Annotated in this window: 20 protein-coding genes; 8 read left to right on the forward strand and 12 right to left on the reverse strand. The window is 43.5% G+C overall.

The features are described 5' to 3' along the window. Positions 1–51: 51 nt before the first annotated feature. Positions 52–381, reverse strand: a complete 330-nt coding sequence (locus tag F0228_RS05640; RefSeq protein WP_061034070.1) for an STAS domain-containing protein — start codon at positions 379–381, stop codon at positions 52–54. A 330-nt stretch (positions 382–711) separates the two neighbouring features. Here F0228_RS05640 and F0228_RS05645 point away from each other — a divergent pair, with 330 nt between their 5' ends. Continuing rightward, on the forward strand, positions 712–1557 hold the full coding sequence (locus F0228_RS05645; RefSeq protein WP_171761984.1) for a DNA ligase: 846 nt from the start codon (positions 712–714) through the stop codon (positions 1555–1557). Between the two features lie 134 nt (positions 1558–1691). On the opposite strand, the gene F0228_RS05650 is transcribed toward F0228_RS05645, so the two are convergent. Continuing rightward, positions 1692–3062, reverse strand: a complete 1371-nt coding sequence (locus F0228_RS05650; RefSeq protein ID WP_061034068.1) for an MATE family efflux transporter — start codon at positions 3060–3062, stop codon at positions 1692–1694. Between the two features lie 142 nt (positions 3063–3204). Here F0228_RS05650 and F0228_RS05655 point away from each other — a divergent pair, with 142 nt between their 5' ends. Further along, on the forward strand, positions 3205–3813 hold the full coding sequence (locus F0228_RS05655; protein ID WP_171731180.1) for a riboflavin synthase subunit alpha: 609 nt from the start codon (positions 3205–3207) through the stop codon (positions 3811–3813). A 105-nt stretch (positions 3814–3918) separates the two neighbouring features. On the opposite strand, the gene F0228_RS05660 is transcribed toward F0228_RS05655, so the two are convergent. Together F0228_RS05660 and F0228_RS05665 are read right to left on the reverse strand one after the other, a co-directional pair. Then, entirely contained in the window at positions 3919–4122 is a 204-nt protein-coding gene (locus tag F0228_RS05660) for a CPXCG motif-containing cysteine-rich protein (protein WP_008217868.1), read from the reverse strand. A gap of 58 nt (positions 4123–4180) precedes the next feature. Then, positions 4181–5047, reverse strand: coding sequence for a fructosamine kinase family protein (locus tag F0228_RS05665; RefSeq protein WP_061034066.1), 867 nt, complete (start codon positions 5045–5047; stop codon positions 4181–4183). Between the two features lie 506 nt (positions 5048–5553). On the opposite strand from F0228_RS05665, the gene F0228_RS05670 reads away from it, so the two are divergent. Next, positions 5554–5898, forward strand: a complete 345-nt coding sequence (locus F0228_RS05670) for a DUF3802 family protein (protein ID WP_008217871.1) — start codon at positions 5554–5556, stop codon at positions 5896–5898. Between the two features lie 114 nt (positions 5899–6012). Here the strand turns inward: F0228_RS05670 and F0228_RS05675 are convergent, their stop codons facing one another. After that, positions 6013–6498: an NlpC/P60 family protein gene (locus tag F0228_RS05675; RefSeq protein ID WP_061034065.1), complete on the reverse strand. Its 486-nt coding sequence runs from the start codon at positions 6496–6498 to the stop codon at positions 6013–6015. Between the two features lie 104 nt (positions 6499–6602). On the opposite strand from F0228_RS05675, the gene F0228_RS05680 reads away from it, so the two are divergent. Then, positions 6603–8648 carry a methyl-accepting chemotaxis protein gene (locus F0228_RS05680; protein WP_171731178.1) on the forward strand — a complete coding sequence of 682 codons (2046 nt, stop codon included), beginning with the start codon at positions 6603–6605 and terminating at the stop codon, positions 8646–8648. Positions 8649–8763: 115 nt separating this feature from the next. Here F0228_RS05680 and F0228_RS05685 read toward each other — a convergent pair whose 3' ends face one another. Next, on the reverse strand, positions 8764–9573 hold the full coding sequence (locus tag F0228_RS05685) for a sterol desaturase family protein (protein WP_171731177.1): 810 nt from the start codon (positions 9571–9573) through the stop codon (positions 8764–8766). 74 nt (positions 9574–9647) lie between these two features. Here F0228_RS05685 and F0228_RS05690 point away from each other — a divergent pair, with 74 nt between their 5' ends. Together F0228_RS05690 and nagK are read left to right on the forward strand one after the other, a co-directional pair. Then, on the forward strand, positions 9648–10388 hold the full coding sequence (locus F0228_RS05690) for a tRNA-uridine aminocarboxypropyltransferase (protein ID WP_239962622.1): 741 nt from the start codon (positions 9648–9650) through the stop codon (positions 10386–10388). A 163-nt stretch (positions 10389–10551) separates the two neighbouring features. Further along, entirely contained in the window at positions 10552–11460 is a 909-nt protein-coding gene (gene nagK, locus F0228_RS05695; protein WP_008217891.1) for an N-acetylglucosamine kinase, read from the forward strand. Between the two features lie 127 nt (positions 11461–11587). Here the strand turns inward: nagK and F0228_RS05700 are convergent, their stop codons facing one another. The 6 genes from F0228_RS05700 to F0228_RS05725 all read right to left on the reverse strand — a co-directional run bounded on the left by F0228_RS05700 (position 11588) and on the right by F0228_RS05725 (position 16871). After that, positions 11588–11854, reverse strand: coding sequence for a DUF2960 domain-containing protein (locus tag F0228_RS05700; RefSeq protein WP_061034061.1), 267 nt, complete (start codon positions 11852–11854; stop codon positions 11588–11590). Positions 11855–12072: 218 nt separating this feature from the next. Next, positions 12073–13890, reverse strand: coding sequence for a bifunctional molybdopterin-guanine dinucleotide biosynthesis adaptor protein MobB/molybdopterin molybdotransferase MoeA (locus F0228_RS05705; protein ID WP_171761985.1), 1818 nt, complete (start codon positions 13888–13890; stop codon positions 12073–12075). Then, entirely contained in the window at positions 13890–14474 is a 585-nt protein-coding gene (mobA, locus tag F0228_RS05710) for a molybdenum cofactor guanylyltransferase MobA (RefSeq protein ID WP_017112061.1), read from the reverse strand. The genes F0228_RS05705 and mobA overlap by 1 nt, the downstream gene beginning before the upstream one ends. Next, on the reverse strand, positions 14452–15171 hold the full coding sequence (locus F0228_RS05715) for an energy-coupling factor ABC transporter ATP-binding protein (RefSeq protein WP_008217897.1): 720 nt from the start codon (positions 15169–15171) through the stop codon (positions 14452–14454). Before F0228_RS05715 ends, mobA begins: the two co-directional genes overlap by 23 nt. Before the next feature lie 10 nt (positions 15172–15181). Continuing rightward, positions 15182–15880, reverse strand: a complete 699-nt coding sequence (locus tag F0228_RS05720) for an ABC transporter permease (RefSeq protein ID WP_171761986.1) — start codon at positions 15878–15880, stop codon at positions 15182–15184. Between the two features lie 184 nt (positions 15881–16064). Next, positions 16065–16871: a substrate-binding domain-containing protein gene (locus F0228_RS05725; RefSeq protein WP_061034058.1), complete on the reverse strand. Its 807-nt coding sequence runs from the start codon at positions 16869–16871 to the stop codon at positions 16065–16067. A gap of 303 nt (positions 16872–17174) precedes the next feature. On the opposite strand from F0228_RS05725, the gene F0228_RS05730 reads away from it, so the two are divergent. Both F0228_RS05730 and F0228_RS05735 read left to right on the forward strand, forming a co-directional pair. Further along, the gene (locus F0228_RS05730; RefSeq protein ID WP_061034057.1) at positions 17175–18638 is read left to right on the forward strand and encodes a sigma-54 dependent transcriptional regulator; all 1464 of its coding nucleotides are present in this window, start codon (positions 17175–17177) and stop codon (positions 18636–18638) included. After that, on the forward strand, positions 18628–20655 hold the full coding sequence (locus F0228_RS05735) for a cache domain-containing protein (RefSeq protein ID WP_171731172.1): 2028 nt from the start codon (positions 18628–18630) through the stop codon (positions 20653–20655). Before F0228_RS05730 ends, F0228_RS05735 begins: the two co-directional genes overlap by 11 nt. Position 20656 lies beyond the last annotated feature (1 nt).

Genomic DNA, 20656 nt, shown 5'->3' on the forward strand with positions numbered 1-20656 from the left:
TGTTTTACGCTTTTTATTATTATTTTTTGTTACTTCTAGCTTAGTGGATCTTCATGAATTTGTAGGATTTTTTGAGTTAACAGGGATAGCGTGTCCAATTCGCAGAAGGTTCATGATTTCCAGTGGTTGACCCGACACGTTTTCTAGTCGCATGTTACGTTCACGCTCAGTTAGGCGTTTGAACATGTAAACAATCGCACCCACACCCGATGAATCAAGAAATTCGACCTGACTGAAGTCGACTTCGATCTCTTGATGACCGTCATTAGAAATCACGTCATCAATGTCGGTTTGTGCATCGCGACTGCCTGCCGCGTCTAAATCACCAAAAATTGAAAGTGTTAGTGTTGTTGTGTTTAGGTCAATCTTACGTAGTTCCATAGTCTTATCTCCTTTTGTTCATGAGTTTACAAAAGCACTGAATGTGCCAACTTTTTTGGTCTTACATATCAATGGCTTATAGTGTTTGATTTTTAGTGTTTCATATTGAGAAAGGTGATTTCTCAATATGAGAACTAAAATTGGTTGGATTTTTGGGAGGTGTAACGAATTGATTTTGCGAATGAAACGCCATTATGGATAAGGTTGATGCATTGATCGCATCTTAGATTAAAGATTGAATGATGAATGGTTAGAACACCTAGGATAGAAAGTAGATTTGAGCAAAGTGCTCATACTTTTAACCGCTCAAGCTACAAAAGGAATTTTGAAATGAGGCTAACCAGGTTGGCAATAGCAACACTGTGTGCGTTTTCTACGTTTCCTTCTCATGCTTCGTATCTGCCTCCTGCACAATTGGTTTTAGCAAATACCTATAAGCAAGGTATAGATGTGTCTGAATATTGGACCAGCGAAAAGCTCGATGGCATCAGGGCTTTGTGGGATGGAAAGCATCTATATACCCGCAATGGGAATCGAATTTATGCGCCTAAGTGGTTTGTCAAAGAATTACCGGATGTTCACCTTGAAGGAGAACTGTGGGCTGGAAGAGACAATTTTCACTTAGTCCAAACAACAGTCTTAGACCACACTCCAAGTGATACAGCGTGGCAAGAGATCGAATTCATGCTGTTTGATATGCCAGGTGCGGCGGGCGACTATCAGAAACGTTACTACAACATCTTGCACTGGGTAAGAGTGATAAACGAACCGCACATTGGGTATGTGGAGCATACACCGATTGCAAGTGAAGAGGCATTGTTTCATCAGCTTGATAATGTCGATGAGCGTAAAGGCGAGGGGTTGATGCTTCGTAAGATTACCAGCCGATATCAGGCGGGTAGAAGTAATGACTTGTTAAAACTAAAACGACATCACGATGCAGAAGCGACCGTTATTGGCTATAAAACCGGAACTGGCAAGTATAAGGGGATGATGGGCTCAATTTTAGTACACACAGAAGATGGTGTGGAGTTTTACATTGGAAGTGGCTTCACCGATAAGATGCGCTTGTCTCCTCCAGAAATTGGCAGTCAAATTACCTTCCGTTACAATGGCTTCACTCAAAATGGTAAGCCGAAGTTTGCAAGGTTCGTTAGAGAGAAAAGTGATTATTAAACAATTGCACATCAGCGTGCCGAACAAGCATTGTTGATAACTATTTTGGACACGGAAAAAGTGTGTACATGAAATAAAAAAGAGCTCTGATTATCAGTGCTCTTTTGTTTAATTAACTTGTCTTTAAGAAGCGGTTAGCGAGAGCCGAACTCCAACTGTACTTCATCACTTTGTTTGTGCATCCAATGCAAACGCATACCAAGCATAATTGCTGCTGAAGACAAACCAATAATAAAGCCAATCCAGAAGCCGTGTGCGCCCATTGGTTCAACAATCCAATCCGTCATCCCTAAGATGTAGCCAATCGGCAGACCAAGCAGCCAGTAAGCGATAAAAGTACGATTGAAGATTGAACGCATATCTTTATAACCACGAAGTGCACCCGCAGCGATGACTTGAATTGCATCTGTACATTGGTATACCGCCGCAAAAATCAGGAGCTGCATTGCGATGGTAATTACTGCTGTGTTTTCTGTGTAAAGAAGTGAGACCTGCTCTCTAAACAACACGGTGAGTGCCGCTGTGATAAACGCTGTTACCAAGCCAACAATGATACCAACGTGAGTCGCAATTTTAGCGCCTTCAGTGTTGTTTTCACCCAGTTTATGACCAACACGGATACTAACCGCAGCACCAATACTCATTGGGATCATAAACACCAGTGAAGAGAAGTTAATCGCAACTTGGTGCGCCGCTACGATCAATGAGCCGAGTGGGGCAACTAACAGCGCAACCACTGCAAACAACGTCACCTCGAAGAAAAGCGCAGCTGCGACAGGAAAACCAAGTTTAAATAAGCGAACTTGAGCTTTTAGTTGAGGTTTATGGAATTGACCGAAAATGTTGATTTTAGCCAAGCGCTTAGAGGTCAACACATAAGTAAACAGTAAGCCAAACATGATCCAATAAACGATAGCGGTTGCTACGCCACAACCCACACCGCCAAGGGCAGGAGCACCAAGCTTACCGTAAACAAACATCCAGTTAAGCGGAATGTTTAATAACAGGCCAATAAAACCAATGACCATTGCAGGCTTAGTCAAAGACATACCGTCAGTAAAACTTCTTAAGGTTTGGAACAACAAGAAAGCTGGCACTGCAAACATTACCGCATTCATATAGCCGATGGTCTTTTCTGCCATTAGGATTTCAATATCCATCAATTGCAAAATGGCTTGAGTTTGGAAAAGGACTCCAATGATTGGAATCGAAAGTACAAGCGCTAAGAATGCACCTTGCTGAATCTCAAAAGGAATCTTAACTTGGCGACCAGAACCATTTAGTTGTGCGACCACAGGCACTAACGCCATAAGTAATCCGACACCAAACAAAATTGAAGGAAGCCAGATACTTGCCGCTATTGATACCGCTGCCATATCGATAGCACTGACGCCACCGGCCATAACAGTATCAACGAAACTCATGCCAGTTTGCGCGATAGATGCGATCAATACTGGCGTCGCAAGTTTGATTAGATTTGAGGCTTCTTCTTTGTAACGATGCACAAACAACTCCAGATGAGAAAGAAAATGGGACAGGAATGAATATTCAGAAGGAATCAGAGACACTGATCGTTAAGCTTCCATTGGACGAATCATAAAGAAATGTCACAATAACTGCCATAGTAAAATGCTAAATAGGAAACTTATGTTTACAGGTATCGTTCAAGGCATGGCAACACTGGTTGCTATCAATAAAAAAGAGTTGTTTCAGACTCATACCATTGAGTTAAAGGATGAAATGGTACAGGGGTTAGCTATCGGCGCTTCTGTTGCTCACAACGGTTGTTGCCTGACAGTGACTGACATTTCAGGTAACCAAATCTCTTTTGACTTAATGCAAGCAACATTACGTCTAACCAACTTGGGCGAGTTAAACGTAGGTGACAAAGTGAATGTTGAGCGCGCCGCTAAGTTTGGTGACGAGATTGGTGGTCACAGCATGTCTGGCCACATTTCGTTAATGGCTAAGTTAGTTGAAGTTATCAAAACGGAAAACAACCGCACACTTTGGTTTGAACTACCAGAAACATCAATGAAGTATGTTCTAAGCAAAGGGTACATCGGTGTTGATGGTTGTTCACTTACGATCGGTGAAGTGGAAGATAACCGCTTCTCTGTACATTTAATCCCAGAAACCCTGAATCGCACGCTATTTGGTGGCCGTGAAGTCGGTGACGAAGTAAATATCGAGTTTGATCCTCAAACTCAAGCGATTGTTGATACTGTGGAACGTGTACTAGCGAATCAAAAGTAATCAACCGTCACATTTAATCTGCGTTGTTCTATTTACGCGATGACCAAATAAAAAAGAGCATCCTAGGTGCTCTTTTTTGATTTTGTTGCCTGTAAGAAACACAAATTAGAATACCTGCTCATCGTCTGCATCGATCGACAGGTTTATTCTGTCTCGCACTTCGTCGACTTGCATGTCTAGGTGAATGGCATTGCAGCAGGCAGGGCAGTCGTCGTAAAAATCTTGACTGCCATTGGATGCGTCGAGCGTTATATTAATACCGTGCCCGCAATGAGGGCAGGAGACATGTTTCTCTGTATATTTCTGCATGACAAATTCTCCTCAAGCTAACTTATACCATCTGACCGCTTATCTATTGTGATAAGTATTACACAGCCTGAATCTTCTGAATGCACGCTTCTGTTTGTGCCAGATATTCACCGCCAAATTGATTACAGTGATTAAGAAGGTGGTACAAGTTGTAAATGTCTTTTCGATCAGTATAGCCAACGTCAAGCGGCATGACGCTTTGGTATCCTTCATAAAACTCAGGTGGGAAGCCCTGAAACAGTTCAGTGAGCGCTAAATCACACTCATGGTCGCCCCAATAACAAGCTGGGTCGTAGCAAATAGGACCAAATGCTGAATTAGCCACATTACCATTCCAAAGATCACCATGAAGTAATGAAGGGCGAGGGTTGTGGCCAGCAAGTCTCATGTTCACCATCCCAACAATGTCGTCAATATCCCCGAACTCGATGCCTTTCTCTTTTAGGAGCTGGAGTTGAAAACCGATGCGTTGTTCAGAAAAGAAACGGCCCCATTTTTTATGCCAGGGATTTGGTTGAAGCGTGCTGCCGATGTAGTTGTCTTGGTCGCAACCAAACTCTTTTTGCTCACCCCACTGATGAAGTTTGGCAAGCTGGACACCAAAGTCATAACTGTTATTGCCTGTCTCGAGTGGTTTGGTAGGCAGATAGTTAAGAATGATAAACGAGCACTCTTTGGTTTTACCAATCAGCACCAGCTCAGGTACGTAGACTGTTGAAGTCTCTCTTAATAAACGTAGGTTCTCAGCTTCAATCTCAAACTTAGGTAGGAACTCTCGCTGATTCACCTTAACGAAGTAACGTTCATTACCGTCGCTGATCATATAGCAATCGTTAATGTCACCACCGGGAACCTTAACGCGCTCGGTAATCTGAAAATTGAATAAGAGTGTGTCTGAAAGCTGTTGAGAAATGGCCTGCCACATAGGAAATCCTCAATGAACTGTTGGAGTGAAATACTATCGTTTGATAGCAATAGTTTAGGACAAATCTGAGTGATTTATAGACGTTCTGGTCAATGTTCTCAGCACTAGTACAAGACAGTACGGATCAATTAACAGTTTTGTGAACTCGGGCTATGTGAATGCCTTTGATAAATCAGTAAAAAGTGAATCACCAATCGCAAAATAGTTGGAACAAATATCACGTGCGACACCAAATAACCTTACTTCCACTAGAAAACCAATAATAGCTTGGTATGGTTGACGCGCTATTGCTAAAGAGAGCTTTGAGATGTTGTGGTTTGAGCAAGGCGGGTAATTATTATTGAGTAAGCTGCTTCGCGTATTATTGATTCAATTTTGCACTTAAATACTAACAAAGATCATTTTAATCCTCGTTATAGCAATAAAATGATGACAAATGACTTCATATACATAGTATTAGCCTAATACGTATTAATCTGCCTTAGAGCTTAAAACGGAGATTTATTGTGGTTGTAGAAACCGATGGCTACCTAGCTTTGATCGAGCACTTATCATTTAACCTAGATGTATTTACTAACGGTAACGGTGATACTGGAAACGAAAGTGTCGAAGACATAGTAACTGACATGATTTCAAGCAACATTATGGCGATCTTCGAGCAAAACCCTGAGCTGCATTCAAGTGTACGTTTTCAGTTGCTTAAAGAAGCGGATGCCGTGGTTGCTGATCTAGGGGAAGTGCTTGCAGGCGTGTGGGCTAAAAAAGCGACAAACGAACAGATTGTTTTCTTGGATGAATACATCGCATTGGTGAAGAACCTATTCGATACTGCAGTAGCAAAATACGATTAACCTCTATTTCGTCGTTACTGACTATTTTTGTGGTTAGTACTCTTTATTGATGGACTGAAAGCGTAGCACCTCTATGAGGTTGCCTTTAATTCAATTGGTGGCCTCGCAAATACACTATATGCGCCTAAAGTGCCAAAATTTAGAAGCCCAATATGGGTTATCTAGCCTAGATATGATTACACCTTTCGACGTAGACGCATGTAGGAACTGGTTATTCCCCAAATACACACCTACATGCCTAACGGTGAAAGACGTCTTGAAAAATACCAAATCTCCACTCCTTGCTTGCTCATAAGCAATTTCAACACCTTGTTTACTCTGATCTTTTGTTGTTCTTGGTAATGCTTGCTGCGTCGCATTTTGCACGGCAATTTGGACAAAAGCGGAACAATCCACGCCTCTGAATGAAGTTCCACCGAAATGATAAGGTACGCCTTTCCACTGCTTGTACACACTCATATAAGCATTGGTAGTCAATTGTTCTGACTTTGATAGAGGTTTATTTGCAATTTGGCTGTTTTTAGAAGGGGATGGTGCTGAGCTACAAGCTGTTAATGTTGCGAAAGTTATTGTAACTGCAAGCATTTTTCTGAATTTCATATGTAACTCTTCTGAAAGAAAACTGAAATAAAAGCGTAATCAAGGGCTTCTAGTATACCGACTAACTTAAGGATATCTCTTTTTGTAGTCAAACTGGATTTCGCATGACTGACACCAATTTATCGGTAAAACCCTCACGTTATACATTCTCGCTCATTCAAACGGTTAGTGCCGTATTTATTTCGATCCTTCTACTTGTCAGCTTTTTATCTATGGTCAGTATTCGTGGCATAGATCGAGTAGGAGGTTACTTTGATACTCTGTCTGAACAAGCTCTGCCACTCGCTCTGCATAACGCAGAATTAACACAAAGCGTATTAGAACAAGTAAAACTACTCACTTATAGCACCCAATCGACTGACTTAGATACACTAAACCAAACACGTAATTTGATCGATGAACTCGCTGTAGAGAGTAACAACACGCTCGAGGAACTCCTTTTTATCTCCCAATCTTTTCCTGATGCGATTTCTCTTGAACAAAAGCAAAGCCTTATCGACGATATGGCACAGCTACAACAAATGACCGACACGGTTCTTTCTGCACAAATTGAAATACAAAGTAAGCAAAACCTAATCGACAGTAAAATTGGTGAGTTTCGTTACGGCGTAGGATCTATCGGTCCTGAAATGAATCGTATTAGCTCATTCTTAGTTGAAGATAATCCAGAAGCGAGCGATGCGGCCAACCGCTTTACGTCGAGTGCATCTGCGATGGCCAATACTTTCTTAATGTTGATGATGCAAAACGACCTAGAGAAAGCAGAAGATGAATATCGTCAATTGAGGAACCGAATCGCAGGTCTTAACTTGGCCTACAGTGATTTCTCAGATTGGCACCCAGACATTGCAGAATTCGCGAGCCTAATCGCTCCTTATGAAATGGTAAAAGAGGGCTTTACAGAAGAGGGCGTGATCAAACAAATATTGCTTAAGCTAGAGCTAGTCAAACAACAAGAGCAAAACTTAGCGCAAGTGATTGGACTAGCGAATACGGTGATTAACACGCTCAATCAGCTATCGTCGACAGCGTCTCAACTGATTGATGAAAGTGAACTGGTCGTAAACCAGACCATTACTAACATCGACCGTGTGCTATTTATTAGTGGGTTAGTGATCGCAATGATCATTACTACGTCATGGCTAGTACTGCGTCGTTGGATGAACAAAGGCTTAAAAAACATTACACGTCAGTTAACGTCTCTTGCAGAACATGACTTCTCGAAGCAGAGTGAGTTGCTTGGCCCACTCGAGCTACAAGTCATCACCTCTAAACTTAATACGGTTGTCGATTCAACTGCCGATTCTATACGTTTAGTTACTCGCAACTGTGAAACGCTTTATCAGACCGCAGAAGTAAGTCACGACGCTGCAGAGCAAACCAACTTGAGCCTGCATGAGCAGAATGAATCTCTGCAGAATATGATCACCACAATCACACAACTTGAAGCGTCGATTGGTGAAATCGCTCGTATTTCGAATGCCTCGAATGATGATGCCCAAGTCGCAGAAGACGAGTCAGTGAGTGGTAGCCAGGTTATTGGTTTAAACCAAGAGCGCTTACAAGCGTTAGAGCACTCTTTAAACATGAACGAACAGTCGATGGCTGATCTTGATGGGCGAGTGAAGCAAATTCGTGAAATGGTCGACATGATCAGTGGTATTGCAGAAAACACCAACCTGCTGGCATTGAATGCTGCGATAGAAGCAGCGCGAGCGGGAGAGCAAGGTCGTGGTTTTGCGGTAGTCGCAGATGAAGTAAGGAAATTAGCGAGTGGTACATCCCAACAAACCACTAATATCCGAAACATGATGAATGAGCTGGTGGCTGCGGCGGACCGTTCTCGTACGTCTGTTACTGAATCACGAACTGAGATGGCGAATGCACTTCAAGCGAGCGGCGATGTGAAGCAAGCTTTTGAGAAGATTGAAGTTGCGGTTAACCAGATTAAAGGCCGCGTCGAGCAAATCATGGTCGCAACAGAGCAACAGGCTCGTGCAACTGTTGATGTGACACACTCAATCACGCGCGTGTCCGAACAGGGCGAAAATACCAAACTGCAACTTGAGTCCATGATTGAAAGTTCTGAGCAAGTGGGTGAAATCGCAGGCCATCAACAAGCTATGCTTCATAAGTACGTATTGAAGTAGATGTGTCAACGTTGTCCGGAAGTGGGAATTGCCGCTGAAGGGTGAAAAGCTACGCATATAAAAATGGCGCAATCTCTTAATGAGTTGGCGCCATTTTTTATTATGTCTTGAGGCGTTAGGTCTTGTCTTCCGAATGAGGGAAGGAAGCGAATGGTTGGCGTAACATCAAGTCGAGTCTTTGTTCTTTTCCGTCTCGTATTTCTGGCACACCAATATTGACCTTGTCGTGCCCAAGCTTGGGTTGAGCACGATACGTTTTAAACCAGATATCCCAAACTGATAAGAAGAACCCAAAGTTAGAATGGGTTTCTTTGACAATCACAGAGTGGTGCACTCGATGCATGTCTGGCGTGACAATCACTTTACGAAGCTGTTTGTCGAACCATAAAGGTAAACGACCGTTACTGTGGTTAAACATTGCACTTACATTCAAAACGACCTCGAATACCACAACGGCTAGTGCGGGCACACCCAATACAAAAATTAACGCGACCTTAATCAACATCGACAAAATCATCTCAAAGGGATGAAAGCGGGTACCTGTAGTTACGTCTATATCCAGATCGGCATGATGAACACGATGAAGTTTCCATAGAGCTGGGATACGGTGAAACACCAGGTGCTGAGTGTAAATGGCAAGATCTAATAATACGACACAAAGGAACACGGTGATTTCAAAGGGTAGACTGATGTTATTGAACAGACCCCATTGGTTTTGTTCCGCAATCAGTGCCGCTTGAAATGCCGCAACAGGTATTAATGTCGCCAATAAAACACTGTTAAGCGCCATTAATGAGAAGTTATTTCCCCAACGAAACCATTTATTTTGAGTCAACGTTTTTCTTGGCGCACGATATTCCCACAACGCACACAAAACAAAAGCGCTAACAAAGAAAACAAGGCGAAGTAAGGATGGGTCTTGCATGAGAATTCCTTCTATCATTCTAACGATACTGTAAGTACAATCGGGCCACTTTTCTAGATTTACTGTTATTGTCCATGAGAATCCACGCTTTTCACCGTTTATATCAACACCGTTTGTCCCTTTCTACCAAGCCGTTCAATGCGCGCGGGTGTAAAGTGGTTCGATGTGAGTTCTGTAAAATCAAACAAGACAGCTGTATCTGTGACCACCAACCGAACATAGATACGAATATTGCCACAATGTTGATCTTGTCAGATAACGAAATATTGAAACCAAGTAATACAGGTCGTTTGATTGTCGACACAGTAAAAGACAGCCATGTTTACCTATGGCATCGAACAGAGCCAAACACAGAGATGCTGGATGTTCTGAAGGACGAGCAATATCAACCGGTGATTGTGTTCCCAGAAGATTATACCGATGACAAATCGCGAGTGGTTCAAGACCTGCCACAAATGCGTAATCCAAATAAAAAGCTACTACTGATTTTCATCGATGGTAGCTGGCGTGAAGCAAGACGTATCTTTAGACGTTCTGAGTACTTACAAGAGCTACCTGTGTTGTCGATTGAACCTGAATCCGTTTCTCAATACATGATGCGAAAGTCAGACAATGAGCAACACCTTTCAACTGCAGAAGTCGCGAGCTTAGTATTAAAACAAGCTGGTGAAGAGCAGGGCGCCAAAACATTACAACTATGGTTTGAAGCATTTCGCGAAAGCTACATGCTAAGTAAGACTCGTTACAAGTCAGATCCGACCAAACCAAGCCTGAATGCTTTCATAGAGCACAGTAAAAATGAGACGTCACTCTAACCTTTAACCGCTTTGTGCTGACTTGTTGTTCAAACAGACTCAAACACGAGATAAGTTTGTTATCTATCACGGTTTGTAGGGGGAGTGTTATGGATAATGTTCCCCAGTTGTTTTATTTAAAGAGTTTATTTGCCCGAATTTAGGGAAAAATTGGAGAGATTTCATGTATTACGGCTTCGATGTTGGCGGCACTAAAATTGAATTTGGTGCATTCAATGAGAAACTTGAGCGAGTAGCAACAGAGCGCGTTCCAACACCAACAGATGACTATCAATTACTGCTTGATACGATCGCTGGTTTAGTAAAGAAATACGATAGCGAATTCTCTTGCGAAGGCAAAATCGGCCTTGGCCTTCCTGGTATGGAAAACGCAGACGACGGCACTATGCTGGTTGTTAATGTTCCTGCATCAACAGGTAAGCCACTACGTAAAGATTTAGAAGCGCTAATCGGTCGTAGCGTAAAAATCGAAAACGATGCGAACTGTTTCGCGCTTTCTGAAGCATGGGATGATGAGCTAAAAGACGAGCCATCGGTTGCTGGTCTAATTCTAGGTACAGGTTTTGGCGGCGGTTTAGTTTACGAAGGTAAGGTATTCTCTGGTCGTAACCACGTTGCCGGTGAACTAGGCCATATGCGTCTACCTTTGGATGCATGGTTCCACCTTGGTGACAACGCACCGCTTTTAGGTTGTGGTTGTGGTAAAAAAGGTTGTCTAGATAGCTATCTGTCGGGTCGTGGTTTCGAATTGATTTACGAGCACTACTTTGGCGAGAAGAAGAAAGCGATTGAGATCATCCAAGCTTACAACGAAGGTGAGGCTAAAGCGGCTGAACACGTTGACCGCTTCATGGAACTTTTGGCTATCTGCTTTGCGAACCTGTTTACTGGCCTAGATCCACACGTTGTTGCACTGGGTGGCGGTCTTTCAAACTTTGAGCTTATCTACGAAGAAATGCCAAAGCGCGTTCCTAAGTACTTACTGTCTGTTGCTAAGTGTCCGAAGATCATCAAAGCAAAACACGGTGATTCAGGTGGCGTTCGTGGTGCTGCATTCCTAAACATCAAATAGTGATGGCTTTCAGCTAAACAAGTTACGCAGAATAAATAAAAATGCCGCAATCTCGAAAGAGGTGCGGCATTTTTATTGTTTGGTGTTTTTGAGCTATCGACTAACAAGAGCGAAGCTCGCTAAGAACTTACTTATTCTTTTTACCAACACCAAGGTTTTCTTTTTGCTTCAGCGTAAGCTTTGAAAAACCTAGCTTACGGAAGTAATTGTCTTGGTAGTTGCGAACTGCTTTAGTATCTGAAATCAACTCAAGCTGCTGCTCTGTTTTTAAATATTCAGTGATGTCGATGCCTTCAGCATCAGCAACCGCTTCTTGGATCGTGCGGTGTTCTTGTTTTGAAAACAGTAACTCTTTGTCTTCGTCTTTGTATGTGTACAGAATGGTACGAGCCATGATGCGCTCCAATAGAATTTTTACTTTGGGCGCACTCTACATAAAAACCGTACGTCGCTCAAGGTAATGGTAAGAAATCTTAAGATTAACTTAGTTAATGGGTTACTTATTAAGGTTAGCTCAGAAATATAAAAGCCCCTTACGACTAAACCTTAGAAGAAGGGGCTTCGAACGTTCGAGCTCTAGTGCAATCAACACACCTTAGGCAGTTTTACTAATTAAACACGGCCTTGCAGTGGAATGATCGTCACTGTTTCACCAACTTTGACGGTATCAACCGATGGTGAAATTTCAATTAAGCAGTTTGCTTCACTCATTGAGCGCAGAATGCCTGAGCCTTGTTTACCAGTCGTCTTAACTTCAAGTACACCAGATTCGTTCATAGTGAACACACCACGACTAAATTCAGTGCGGCCTTGGCGAGAACGCAGTTGCTCGGTAGCTACTGCATTCGCTTTTACTGGTGTCCAGTTTGTTTGACCTTGCAGCTTACGAATCGCTGGCTCAACAAAATTGATGAATGACACCATTACTGCGACTGGGTTACCTGGTAAACCGAAGAATGGTTTATCTTCAATTTTACCGTAAGCAAGAGGACGCCCCGGACGCATGTTGATACGCCAGAAGTTAATCTCACCCAGTTTATCTAGCGCAAGCTTGATGTAGTCAGCATCACCAACAGATACACCGCCAGACGTTAATACCATGTCAGTCTCTAACGACGCAGCATGAAGGACATCCATCATCTTTTGTTCGTCATCTTCAATAATGCCGTAATCAACGATGTCACAGCCCAGTTTTTGAAGCATACCAATAATAGTAAAACGGTTTGAATCGTAAATAGAATTTGGTTTTTGCTCGCTACCTGGTGCTTGAACTTCATCACCTGTCGAGAATACGCCAACTTTCACTTTACGTAGAACAGGGCAGGTACCAAAACCTAGTGATGCCATCATGCCCATTTCTGGTGCTTCGATTCTTGTACCACGAGTAAAGACAGGTTGGCCGATTTCAAGATCTTCACCCGCCATACGGACATTTTGTCCTACTGAAATTTTTGCGTCTGGGAAACTAACTGTGTCACCTTCTTGAACAGCCTGCTCACGCATAACAACCACATCAACACCTTCTGGCATTGGTGCACCTGTCATGATCTTAACCGCTTCACCTTGTTGAACGGTCTTGTCGTAGCTGTGTCCTGCCATAACTTCAGCAACAACGTGGTAGCTATCCAGTTCTAAGTCTTCACTACGAATAGCATAGCCGTCCATTGCAGAGTTCGTGTTCTGAGGTACATTGATAGGTGAGATAACATCTTCCGCTAATACGCGACCATATCCTTGTTCTAGGGCAACGGATTCCGTCAGCTCTAGTGAATCAATGCTATCAACAATCTTTTGCTGGCCTTGAGTCACGGTAAGGCCTGCAGGGGAAAAAGAGTCGCAACATACAATCGGTGTATTATCTTTTGGTGATGAACACGCTGCTGTTTTGCTTGTTTTCGACACAGGATCAAATGACTGAGCGTATTCGATGATGAAATCACGAATCGCTTCTAAGTCGCTGATCGCCATTTGTGGCAGGTCGGATTCGACTTTGCTGTCGGCTGCGATAGCAATGATGTTGACATCATTTGGATAAAGCCAAGGTTTACCCACTTCATCACGGTGAAGCTCGATTTTAGGAAAAGCGATGTTCTTGCAGCCTTCAACTAAAATCAAATCCAACGTGTTGGTATCGAAACGGGTAAGCAGATAATCAAAGTCAGCTTCGGCTTCTGGCGTTTCTGTCATCATTACATGACGGTTGCGAGAGCTGATCAACATTTGGTTTGCACCAGCTTTACGTAAGCGATAGCTGTCTTTGCCCGGCTTATCGACATCAAAATCGTGGTGAGCATGTTTAAGAACGCCAACTTTCAAACCTGCGTCGGTTAACAAAGGTAACAGGGCTTCAAGTACCGTTGTTTTACCTGTGCCGCTGTAGGCAGCAAAACCTAATAACGGCAGGTTAGGGCGTTGTTTTGAATCTTTCATTATTGAAGCGTTCCGAATTGGGTGAGTTCTTCTGGCGTATTAAGGTTTACAAAGCAGTTTGGTGCATCGCTGAAGTCGACGTACTCAGTGACGCACTCTTTATAGAGCAAGATTATCTTGCGATCGCCACGCTCTAAAAAGGCTTCTAGCTTTGGAAGAACACGCTTGTGGAATAGGGTAAACACGGGTTGTTTGAATTCGCCATCGTGAGCCACAAGAATGTCACTGTCTTCTTTTACAGCTGCACAAAATCGCTCTACAAGATCATCACTGATTTGTGGACTGTCACATGGGACAAAACCGACCCAATCAGTGGTCGCGTTTTTAAGGCCAGCATGAATACCGCCCAATGGCCCCGGATAATCAGGGAACGAATCGGAAACAACCGGAGCGAATGCTTGGTAACTGTCGAGGTTACGGTTGGCATTGATGGTGATGCTGACATCTTGTTGTGACAGCTTGTCTATAACGTATTGAATAAGCGGGGAACCGTTGAGCTCAACGAGTCCTTTATCTTTTCCGCCCATACGGCTGGCTTGTCCGCCAGCCAAAATAACCCAACTAGTTTGCGTTGGAAGCAGCATAAATATTCTCTTGTGCTTTGTTCTTTTTAATTACTTGCAGAAGCGGTGACTCAGCTAGCGTGTTATCTTTGATCCACCATTGCTTCTTGCACAAATCGGTTAACGCGTTGGTTTGGTGACTGGTAATGACTAAACTCGCGCCTCTCTGAAGAAGATCTTCGGCCATAATCACCAATCTTTCAATAGATTCTTTGTCTAAAGAAGCACTTGGCTCGTCCATCAGCAAAATTGATGGCTTGAGAATCCAAGCTCGTGCCATTGCTACGCGTTGACGTTCACCACCAGACAACACAGAAATGTGTTCATCTGCTAGGGTTTCTAAACCTACCATCCTCAACGCATTAATTATTTGAGCTCGCTTATCTTTTTGGCTCTCTTTACTAAAGCGAATCCCATAAGCGACATTCTGGTACACAGAACCATCAAATAGGTAAGGTGTTTGATGCAGATAGATGATGTCTTTAAATTTTAGTCTAGGGAACAGGTTATGTTGCCAACTTTGTGTCGGTGACTGAATACGGCCAGAAGTCGGCTTAATCAATCCAGACAGAATTTTTAATAGAGTGGTTTTTCCTACACCGTTATCGCCCTTAAGATAAATCGCATCGTTCGGACCGATCGACAATTCAGGGATGTGGAACAAAACACGCTCTTTGTAGCGCATTGAAATTTGCTGCGTTGTTATTTTTATACTCATGACAGCGTTCCTAAGTTCTTAAATAGCCTTTTCCTCTCACACTAGAAAGGAAAAAGTTAAGGGCTAATGCCAATGCCAATAAAACCATGCCTAACGCCACACCTTGAGCGAAAGCACCTTTGTGACTTTCCATTGCAATAGCGGTAGGGATGTTTCTTGTCATTCCCATAATGTTTCCGCCAACCATCATTGAACAACCTACTTCAGTGACGATGCGAGAAAACGCAGCAATGACTGCCGCCAGTAGAGGAAAACGAGTTTCCCAAATCAAGGTGCAGGCAACGCGAGTGGTTGAAACTCCCAGAGTGCATGCCGTTTCGACAGCTCGGCGATCACTGGCTTGCAGCGCACCGTGCATCATGGCAACTAGAATAGGAAAGCAGATCAGCATCTGACCTAGAATCATAGCCTTTTGAGTGAACAGCAATTGCCAGTCGCCCAGTGGGCCAGAACGAGAGAGCATCATGTACATCAATAAGCCAATAACCACGGTTGGTATTGCTTGCAATGTGTTGATTACTGAGAGTAACGCCCATTTCCCAGGGAATTCCGTGTAGGCCAATAAGAAAGCCATGATGATAGAGGGAACAATTACCAGAGAGATGGCGGACAAAGATACGCTGAAGGACACCGCGACAATTTGCCACAGGTCGTGGTCAAAATTCACCAGTAAATTCAATGCATCTAGCGTTGTTTGCCATAAGGTCATGAAGTATCTCGTGTGAATCGATAATAGGTTTTTATCGGTAATGACTGATGTTAATCATAGCTGACACAATATTAATGAGCCTTATTGGCCAGCTATTATTTCTTTACTTGTTTGGTTTGCTGACTCGTTAAGCCTAGTGCTATTTGACAAAAAACCTATTTAGCACAAGCTAGCGAGCGACAAACTACTCAGCACTCGCAACAAACAGTTGCTTGCCGTGCAGCTTAAAGTCGTTGATCAGTTTTTGACCTTTAGGGTTAACCAACCAATCGCTGAATGTTTTTGCTGCTTGGTAGTGAATGCTTGGGTAACGCTCTGGGTTAACTAGAATTACTTGGTAAGGGTTGAATAGGTTTTCGTCACCTTGGAAAAGGATTTTTAGATCCAATTTATTTTGGTAAGCCAGCCAAGTGCCACGGTCAGTCATTGTGTAACCTTGCATCTCTGACGCCATGTTTAGAGTAGGGCCCATGCCTTGACCAACGCTGCGGTAGCCGCCAAAGTTTGGCTCCATCTTAGTTTGAGCCCAGATACCCATCTCTTTCTTATGTGTACCTGAATCATCACCACGAGACACAAACGTTACATTGTTTGTCGCAATCGCTTTAAATACATCCGCCACTGCTTTTTGAGATTCAACTTTCGCTGGGTCACTTTCAGGGCCAACGATCACAAAGTCGTTGTACATCAATTTACGAGGTAAAACGCCGTAGCCTTTCTCAACAAAGTTAGCTTCTGCTTTTGGTGCGTGTGTCATCACCAAATCCACATCACCGTTTTCACCCATGCGAAGTGATTTACCAGTACCCGCCGCTAAAACATCGACTTTGATACCCGAATCTTTTTCGAATTCAGGCAGTAGATAATCCAGTAAGCCAGAATGATAAGTGCTTGTCGTTGTCGCAAGCTTGATATGAGTGGTGTCTTCTGCGCTGCTAGCCGAGTAACTGACGATAGATAGAGCTGCAATAGTTAGGGGAATTGCTTTCATTATTATTATTTCCATTTTGTTAGAAATGAATGACATGTCTTCAGTTTTAAAGGGCTCAAAGAAGGACATGTGCATAAGATGCTAATTATAGTAATTAGAAATCCTTTCCCTATAAGCAATCTTAATGCCAACAAATAATGCATCAAGTCTCATTAAATTGCTGTTATTTCGGACAAAACTGCGTCATTTCGCTAGATAAAATGAACCAAAACATGAGCTAGGACAAAATGTCGCACATTGTCCCTGTTGAACAAAAGGTTAATTGGTACACTCTGTCCCAACTTTCCCTTTCGGCTGATCATTATGTCTTTACCTAGTTCAAACGCCTCTAACCTCAATCCAAGCACCTTGACTCAATATCAGGCGTTTTCGGTCCTGGTGGTCGATGATGAAATTGGCATGCAGGCAATTTTAAAGAAAGCACTAGGTAAGTACTTTGGCAAGGTGTCGAGTGCAGGCTCTGTAGAAGAAGCAGAAACGCTACGTTGCAATGAACACTTCGACCTGATCGTTCTCGATATTAATCTTCCTGGTCGCTCTGGTATTGAGTGGGAAGAAGCCTTCAATGATAGCGACCGAAAAGCAGATGTTATCTTTATGACTGGCTATGCCGATCTGGAGATGACCATATCAGCACTCAAGCTCGGTGCTTCAGATTTCATTTTAAAGCCATTCAACTTAGAACAGATGATTCAAGCTGTACTTCGTTGTATGGATAAGCGCCTTGACCAAAGAATGCAGTACGCGTTGAAGCGTGATGTCAGCCGCCACATCAAAACCGAGATTATTGGTAGCTCAGATAAGACCAAACAACTTAAGCTTCTTATTAGCCAATTTGCTCCGTCAAGAGCGTCCGTGTTAGTAGAAGGTGAGTCTGGTACCGGTAAAGAATTGGTTGCACGTGGTGTTCATGAAGCCAGTAAACGAACTGGGCCATTTGTCCCAATCAACTGTGGTGCGATTGCTCCAGAGCTTCTTGAAAGTGAATTATTTGGCCACACCTCCGGTGCCTTTACTGGCGCGAAGAAGAATCGTGAAGGTTTATTCAGAGTGGCTAATGGCGGTACGCTATTCCTTGATGAAATTGGCGAAATGCCACTGCCTATGCAAGCTGCACTGCTGCGAGTGCTCGAGCAACGTACCATTCGCCCCGTCGGTAGCGAGACAGAGATATCCGTAGACGTTCGTGTTGTCGCGGCAACCAATCGAAACCTTCAAGAAGAAGTCGAGAAAGGGCACTTCCGCCGCGACCTATTTTACCGACTCAATGTACTTAAGATTGATGTGACTCCGTTACGCGAACGACCATCCGATCTGATTGAGCTTGTTCCATATTTTACGCGCCTACTATCGAGTGAATTAGGTATGCCGATACCTAATTGGGCACATGAAGATATCTTAGCGATGAATGAATACGAATGGCCGGGCAATATTCGCGAGCTTAAAAACCTCGTGGAGCGCTGCATTCTATTAGACAAGCCACCAGCTCACTATTGGCGAGAGATAAATGGCGACCCGGCACCTGCGAGTATTTCAGTGACGGTGTCACATGGTGCTGAAGTGCCGAACTTGAATACAACGGACGCTGCTGAAGGCTATCCAAACACTTGGACACTTAAAGAAGTGGAGAAAGCACATATCGAACAGCTTGTGAGTTTTCACGATGGTAATAAGTCTGCAGCGGCAAGAGACCTTGGCGTTGCTCGTAAAACCTTAGAACGCAAATACAAAGACTGGAACACAGAAGGCTCAGAATATGCCGATTAGACGTCAGTGGTGGGCAAAGTGGGCGTTCCGCTTCAAAACCATGGTGCGCTACCGTTTACTGTTTCTCACGTCAGCACCGATCTTTCTTACTCTGTGCGCGCTCGTTGCGATCACCTTTTATTGGTCTGTTCACTATACGTGGCAAGGCGCTTTGATCGATGTTGATGAACGTCTCGACGTCGCAGACAACAGTATTCATCTGATTCAAAACCAACAAGCTTATAACGTGCGCGCATTTGCTGAGTCTTACAACTTTCGAATGAAGCTTGCGAACGACGTGCCTCAAGATGAACTCATTCGTTGGGTCTCAGAGAATAAGTCACGATATGAGCTCGATTTTTTACGCTGGCGCAGCGTAGAAAGCATGGAAAAGAAGCTTGAATACCTGAATCTCACGCATAAATCATCGTTTTTCAGTGTGTTAGACAGAAATGAACTCGATTACTTAGATCGTGATCTTGCAAAAAAGGCAGAGGTTCCGATGCTTAATGGTCATGATGTTGAAACACGTGGCTTGGTTAGCCGTACTGTCGTATCCATTAAAGATAAACATGATCATGTGATCGGCTTTCTTGATGGCGGGATCTTGTTGAATAACAGCACTCAGTTGGTCGATCAAATCAGCAACCTGATCTATCCGCAGAGAGAGGGCTTCAACCGTCATGTAGGAACCGTCACCGTATTTCTTGACGACCTTCGTGTGAGCACTAACGTACCATTAAGCAGTGAAGACAGTGTAGGGCGTGCAATTGGTACGCGAGTTTCTCACGAGGTTCACTCTAAAGTCTTAAACGAGGGCAAAGAGTGGCTCGACAGAGCATATGTATACGATGCATGGTACATCACGGCTTATCAACCAATTCACGACCAGTTTGGCAACGTGATCGGCATGCTATATACGGGTTACCTAATCTGGCCGCTCATTGAAACCTACCTGACTAACCTTGGCGAAATCAGTATAACTATCGTTCTGTTGTTGCTGGTTTCAGGTTTGATCGTTCACAGAGGTGCGCGCGATCTTTTCAACCCTATCGAACGCATTCATAAAGTGGTGAAGCTAGTACAGATGGGGCAAGACAAGCGAATTGGTACGTTAGGACTGGATGATCAACATGAGCTTACCTTACTTGCTAAACAATTCGACAAGATGTTGGATCTGCTGCATGAGCGCAATCAAGAGATTCAACAAGCGGCGTTAGAACTCGAGTGTAAAGTCCATTCTCGCACCGCTAGTTTGAAAGAGAAAACCGAAGAACTCGAGCTGCATATCAAGCTGCTAAATCAAGCTAGAGATAAGCTGGTGGTCAATGAGAAACTGGCAGCGCTCGGTGAGCTAACCGCAGGTATTGCTCACGAGATCAACAATCCAACAGCGGTAATCCTTGGCAACGTTGAGTTGATGAAATTTGAACTAGGGGATGAAGTAAGCCGTGTCGAAGAAGAAGTCCATGCCATCATGGAGCAAATCGACCGAATCCGAAATATTACGCGAAGCTTGCTTCAATACAGCCGACACGGTGGCGTGCAGGATGAGATCACGTGGCAACACATCAACCCGATCGTCGATGAGAGTATCACGCTCGTGAAAACTGGGGCGAAAAAGCGCGGCATGGTTTACGTTTCGAACTTAAACGCTAAAACATCGGTTGAAGTAAATCGAAACCAACTGCTGCAGATTCTGGTCAACCTACAAATGAATGCTATTCATGCAATGGACGGGCAGGGAACATTAACAATCTCGAGTGAAGATTGGGTAGAAAACGGCGTGTCTCATGGCGCTATCGTGCATGTTGAAGACGAAGGTTGTGGCATCAAAGAAGAGCAGTTAAAGCGCATCTTCTCGCCATTCTATACAACGAAACGCGACGGGACTGGCTTAGGCTTATCTGTATCTCAAAGTATCTTAAGTCAAATTGGTGGCGAGATACGCGTAGAATCAGAAGTGGGTAAAGGAAGCCGCTTTAGTATCTACCTTCAGCAAAAAGCGACACCACAGTTATTGGTGTCTAACCTCTAAA

Origin of the sequence: Vibrio sp. 99K-1, from assembly GCF_013114585.1 — a bacterium.
Lineage (GTDB): Bacteria > Pseudomonadota > Gammaproteobacteria > Enterobacterales > Vibrionaceae > Vibrio > Vibrio chagasii_B.

What these genes read in the sequence shown, in the direction of transcription:
- F0228_RS05735 (WP_171731172.1), top strand. Translation starts at nt 18,628, where the DNA reads ATGCCGATTAGACGTCAGTGGTGGGCAAAGTGGGCGTTCCGCTTCAAA.
- F0228_RS05675 (WP_061034065.1), bottom strand. Translation starts at nt 6,498, where the DNA reads ATGAAATTCAGAAAAATGCTTGCAGTTACAATAACTTTCGCAACATTA.
- F0228_RS05690 (WP_239962622.1), top strand. Translation starts at nt 9,648, where the DNA reads ATGAGAATCCACGCTTTTCACCGTTTATATCAACACCGTTTGTCCCTT.
- nagK (WP_008217891.1), top strand. Translation starts at nt 10,552, where the DNA reads ATGTATTACGGCTTCGATGTTGGCGGCACTAAAATTGAATTTGGTGCA.
- mobA (WP_017112061.1), bottom strand. Translation starts at nt 14,474, where the DNA reads ATGCTGCTTCCAACGCAAACTAGTTGGGTTATTTTGGCTGGCGGACAA.
- F0228_RS05665 (WP_061034066.1), bottom strand. Translation starts at nt 5,047, where the DNA reads ATGTGGCAGGCCATTTCTCAACAGCTTTCAGACACACTCTTATTCAAT.
- F0228_RS05645 (WP_171761984.1), top strand. Translation starts at nt 712, where the DNA reads ATGAGGCTAACCAGGTTGGCAATAGCAACACTGTGTGCGTTTTCTACG.
- F0228_RS05685 (WP_171731177.1), bottom strand. Translation starts at nt 9,573, where the DNA reads ATGCAAGACCCATCCTTACTTCGCCTTGTTTTCTTTGTTAGCGCTTTT.
- F0228_RS05715 (WP_008217897.1), bottom strand. Translation starts at nt 15,171, where the DNA reads ATGAGTATAAAAATAACAACGCAGCAAATTTCAATGCGCTACAAAGAG.
- F0228_RS05720 (WP_171761986.1), bottom strand. Translation starts at nt 15,880, where the DNA reads ATGACCTTATGGCAAACAACGCTAGATGCATTGAATTTACTGGTGAAT.
- F0228_RS05655 (WP_171731180.1), top strand. Translation starts at nt 3,205, where the DNA reads ATGTTTACAGGTATCGTTCAAGGCATGGCAACACTGGTTGCTATCAAT.
- F0228_RS05640 (WP_061034070.1), bottom strand. Translation starts at nt 381, where the DNA reads ATGGAACTACGTAAGATTGACCTAAACACAACAACACTAACACTTTCA.
- F0228_RS05730 (WP_061034057.1), top strand. Translation starts at nt 17,175, where the DNA reads ATGTCTTTACCTAGTTCAAACGCCTCTAACCTCAATCCAAGCACCTTG.
- F0228_RS05705 (WP_171761985.1), bottom strand. Translation starts at nt 13,890, where the DNA reads ATGAAAGATTCAAAACAACGCCCTAACCTGCCGTTATTAGGTTTTGCT.
- F0228_RS05680 (WP_171731178.1), top strand. Translation starts at nt 6,603, where the DNA reads ATGACTGACACCAATTTATCGGTAAAACCCTCACGTTATACATTCTCG.
- F0228_RS05660 (WP_008217868.1), bottom strand. Translation starts at nt 4,122, where the DNA reads ATGCAGAAATATACAGAGAAACATGTCTCCTGCCCTCATTGCGGGCAC.
- F0228_RS05700 (WP_061034061.1), bottom strand. Translation starts at nt 11,854, where the DNA reads ATGGCTCGTACCATTCTGTACACATACAAAGACGAAGACAAAGAGTTA.
- F0228_RS05725 (WP_061034058.1), bottom strand. Translation starts at nt 16,871, where the DNA reads ATGAAAGCAATTCCCCTAACTATTGCAGCTCTATCTATCGTCAGTTAC.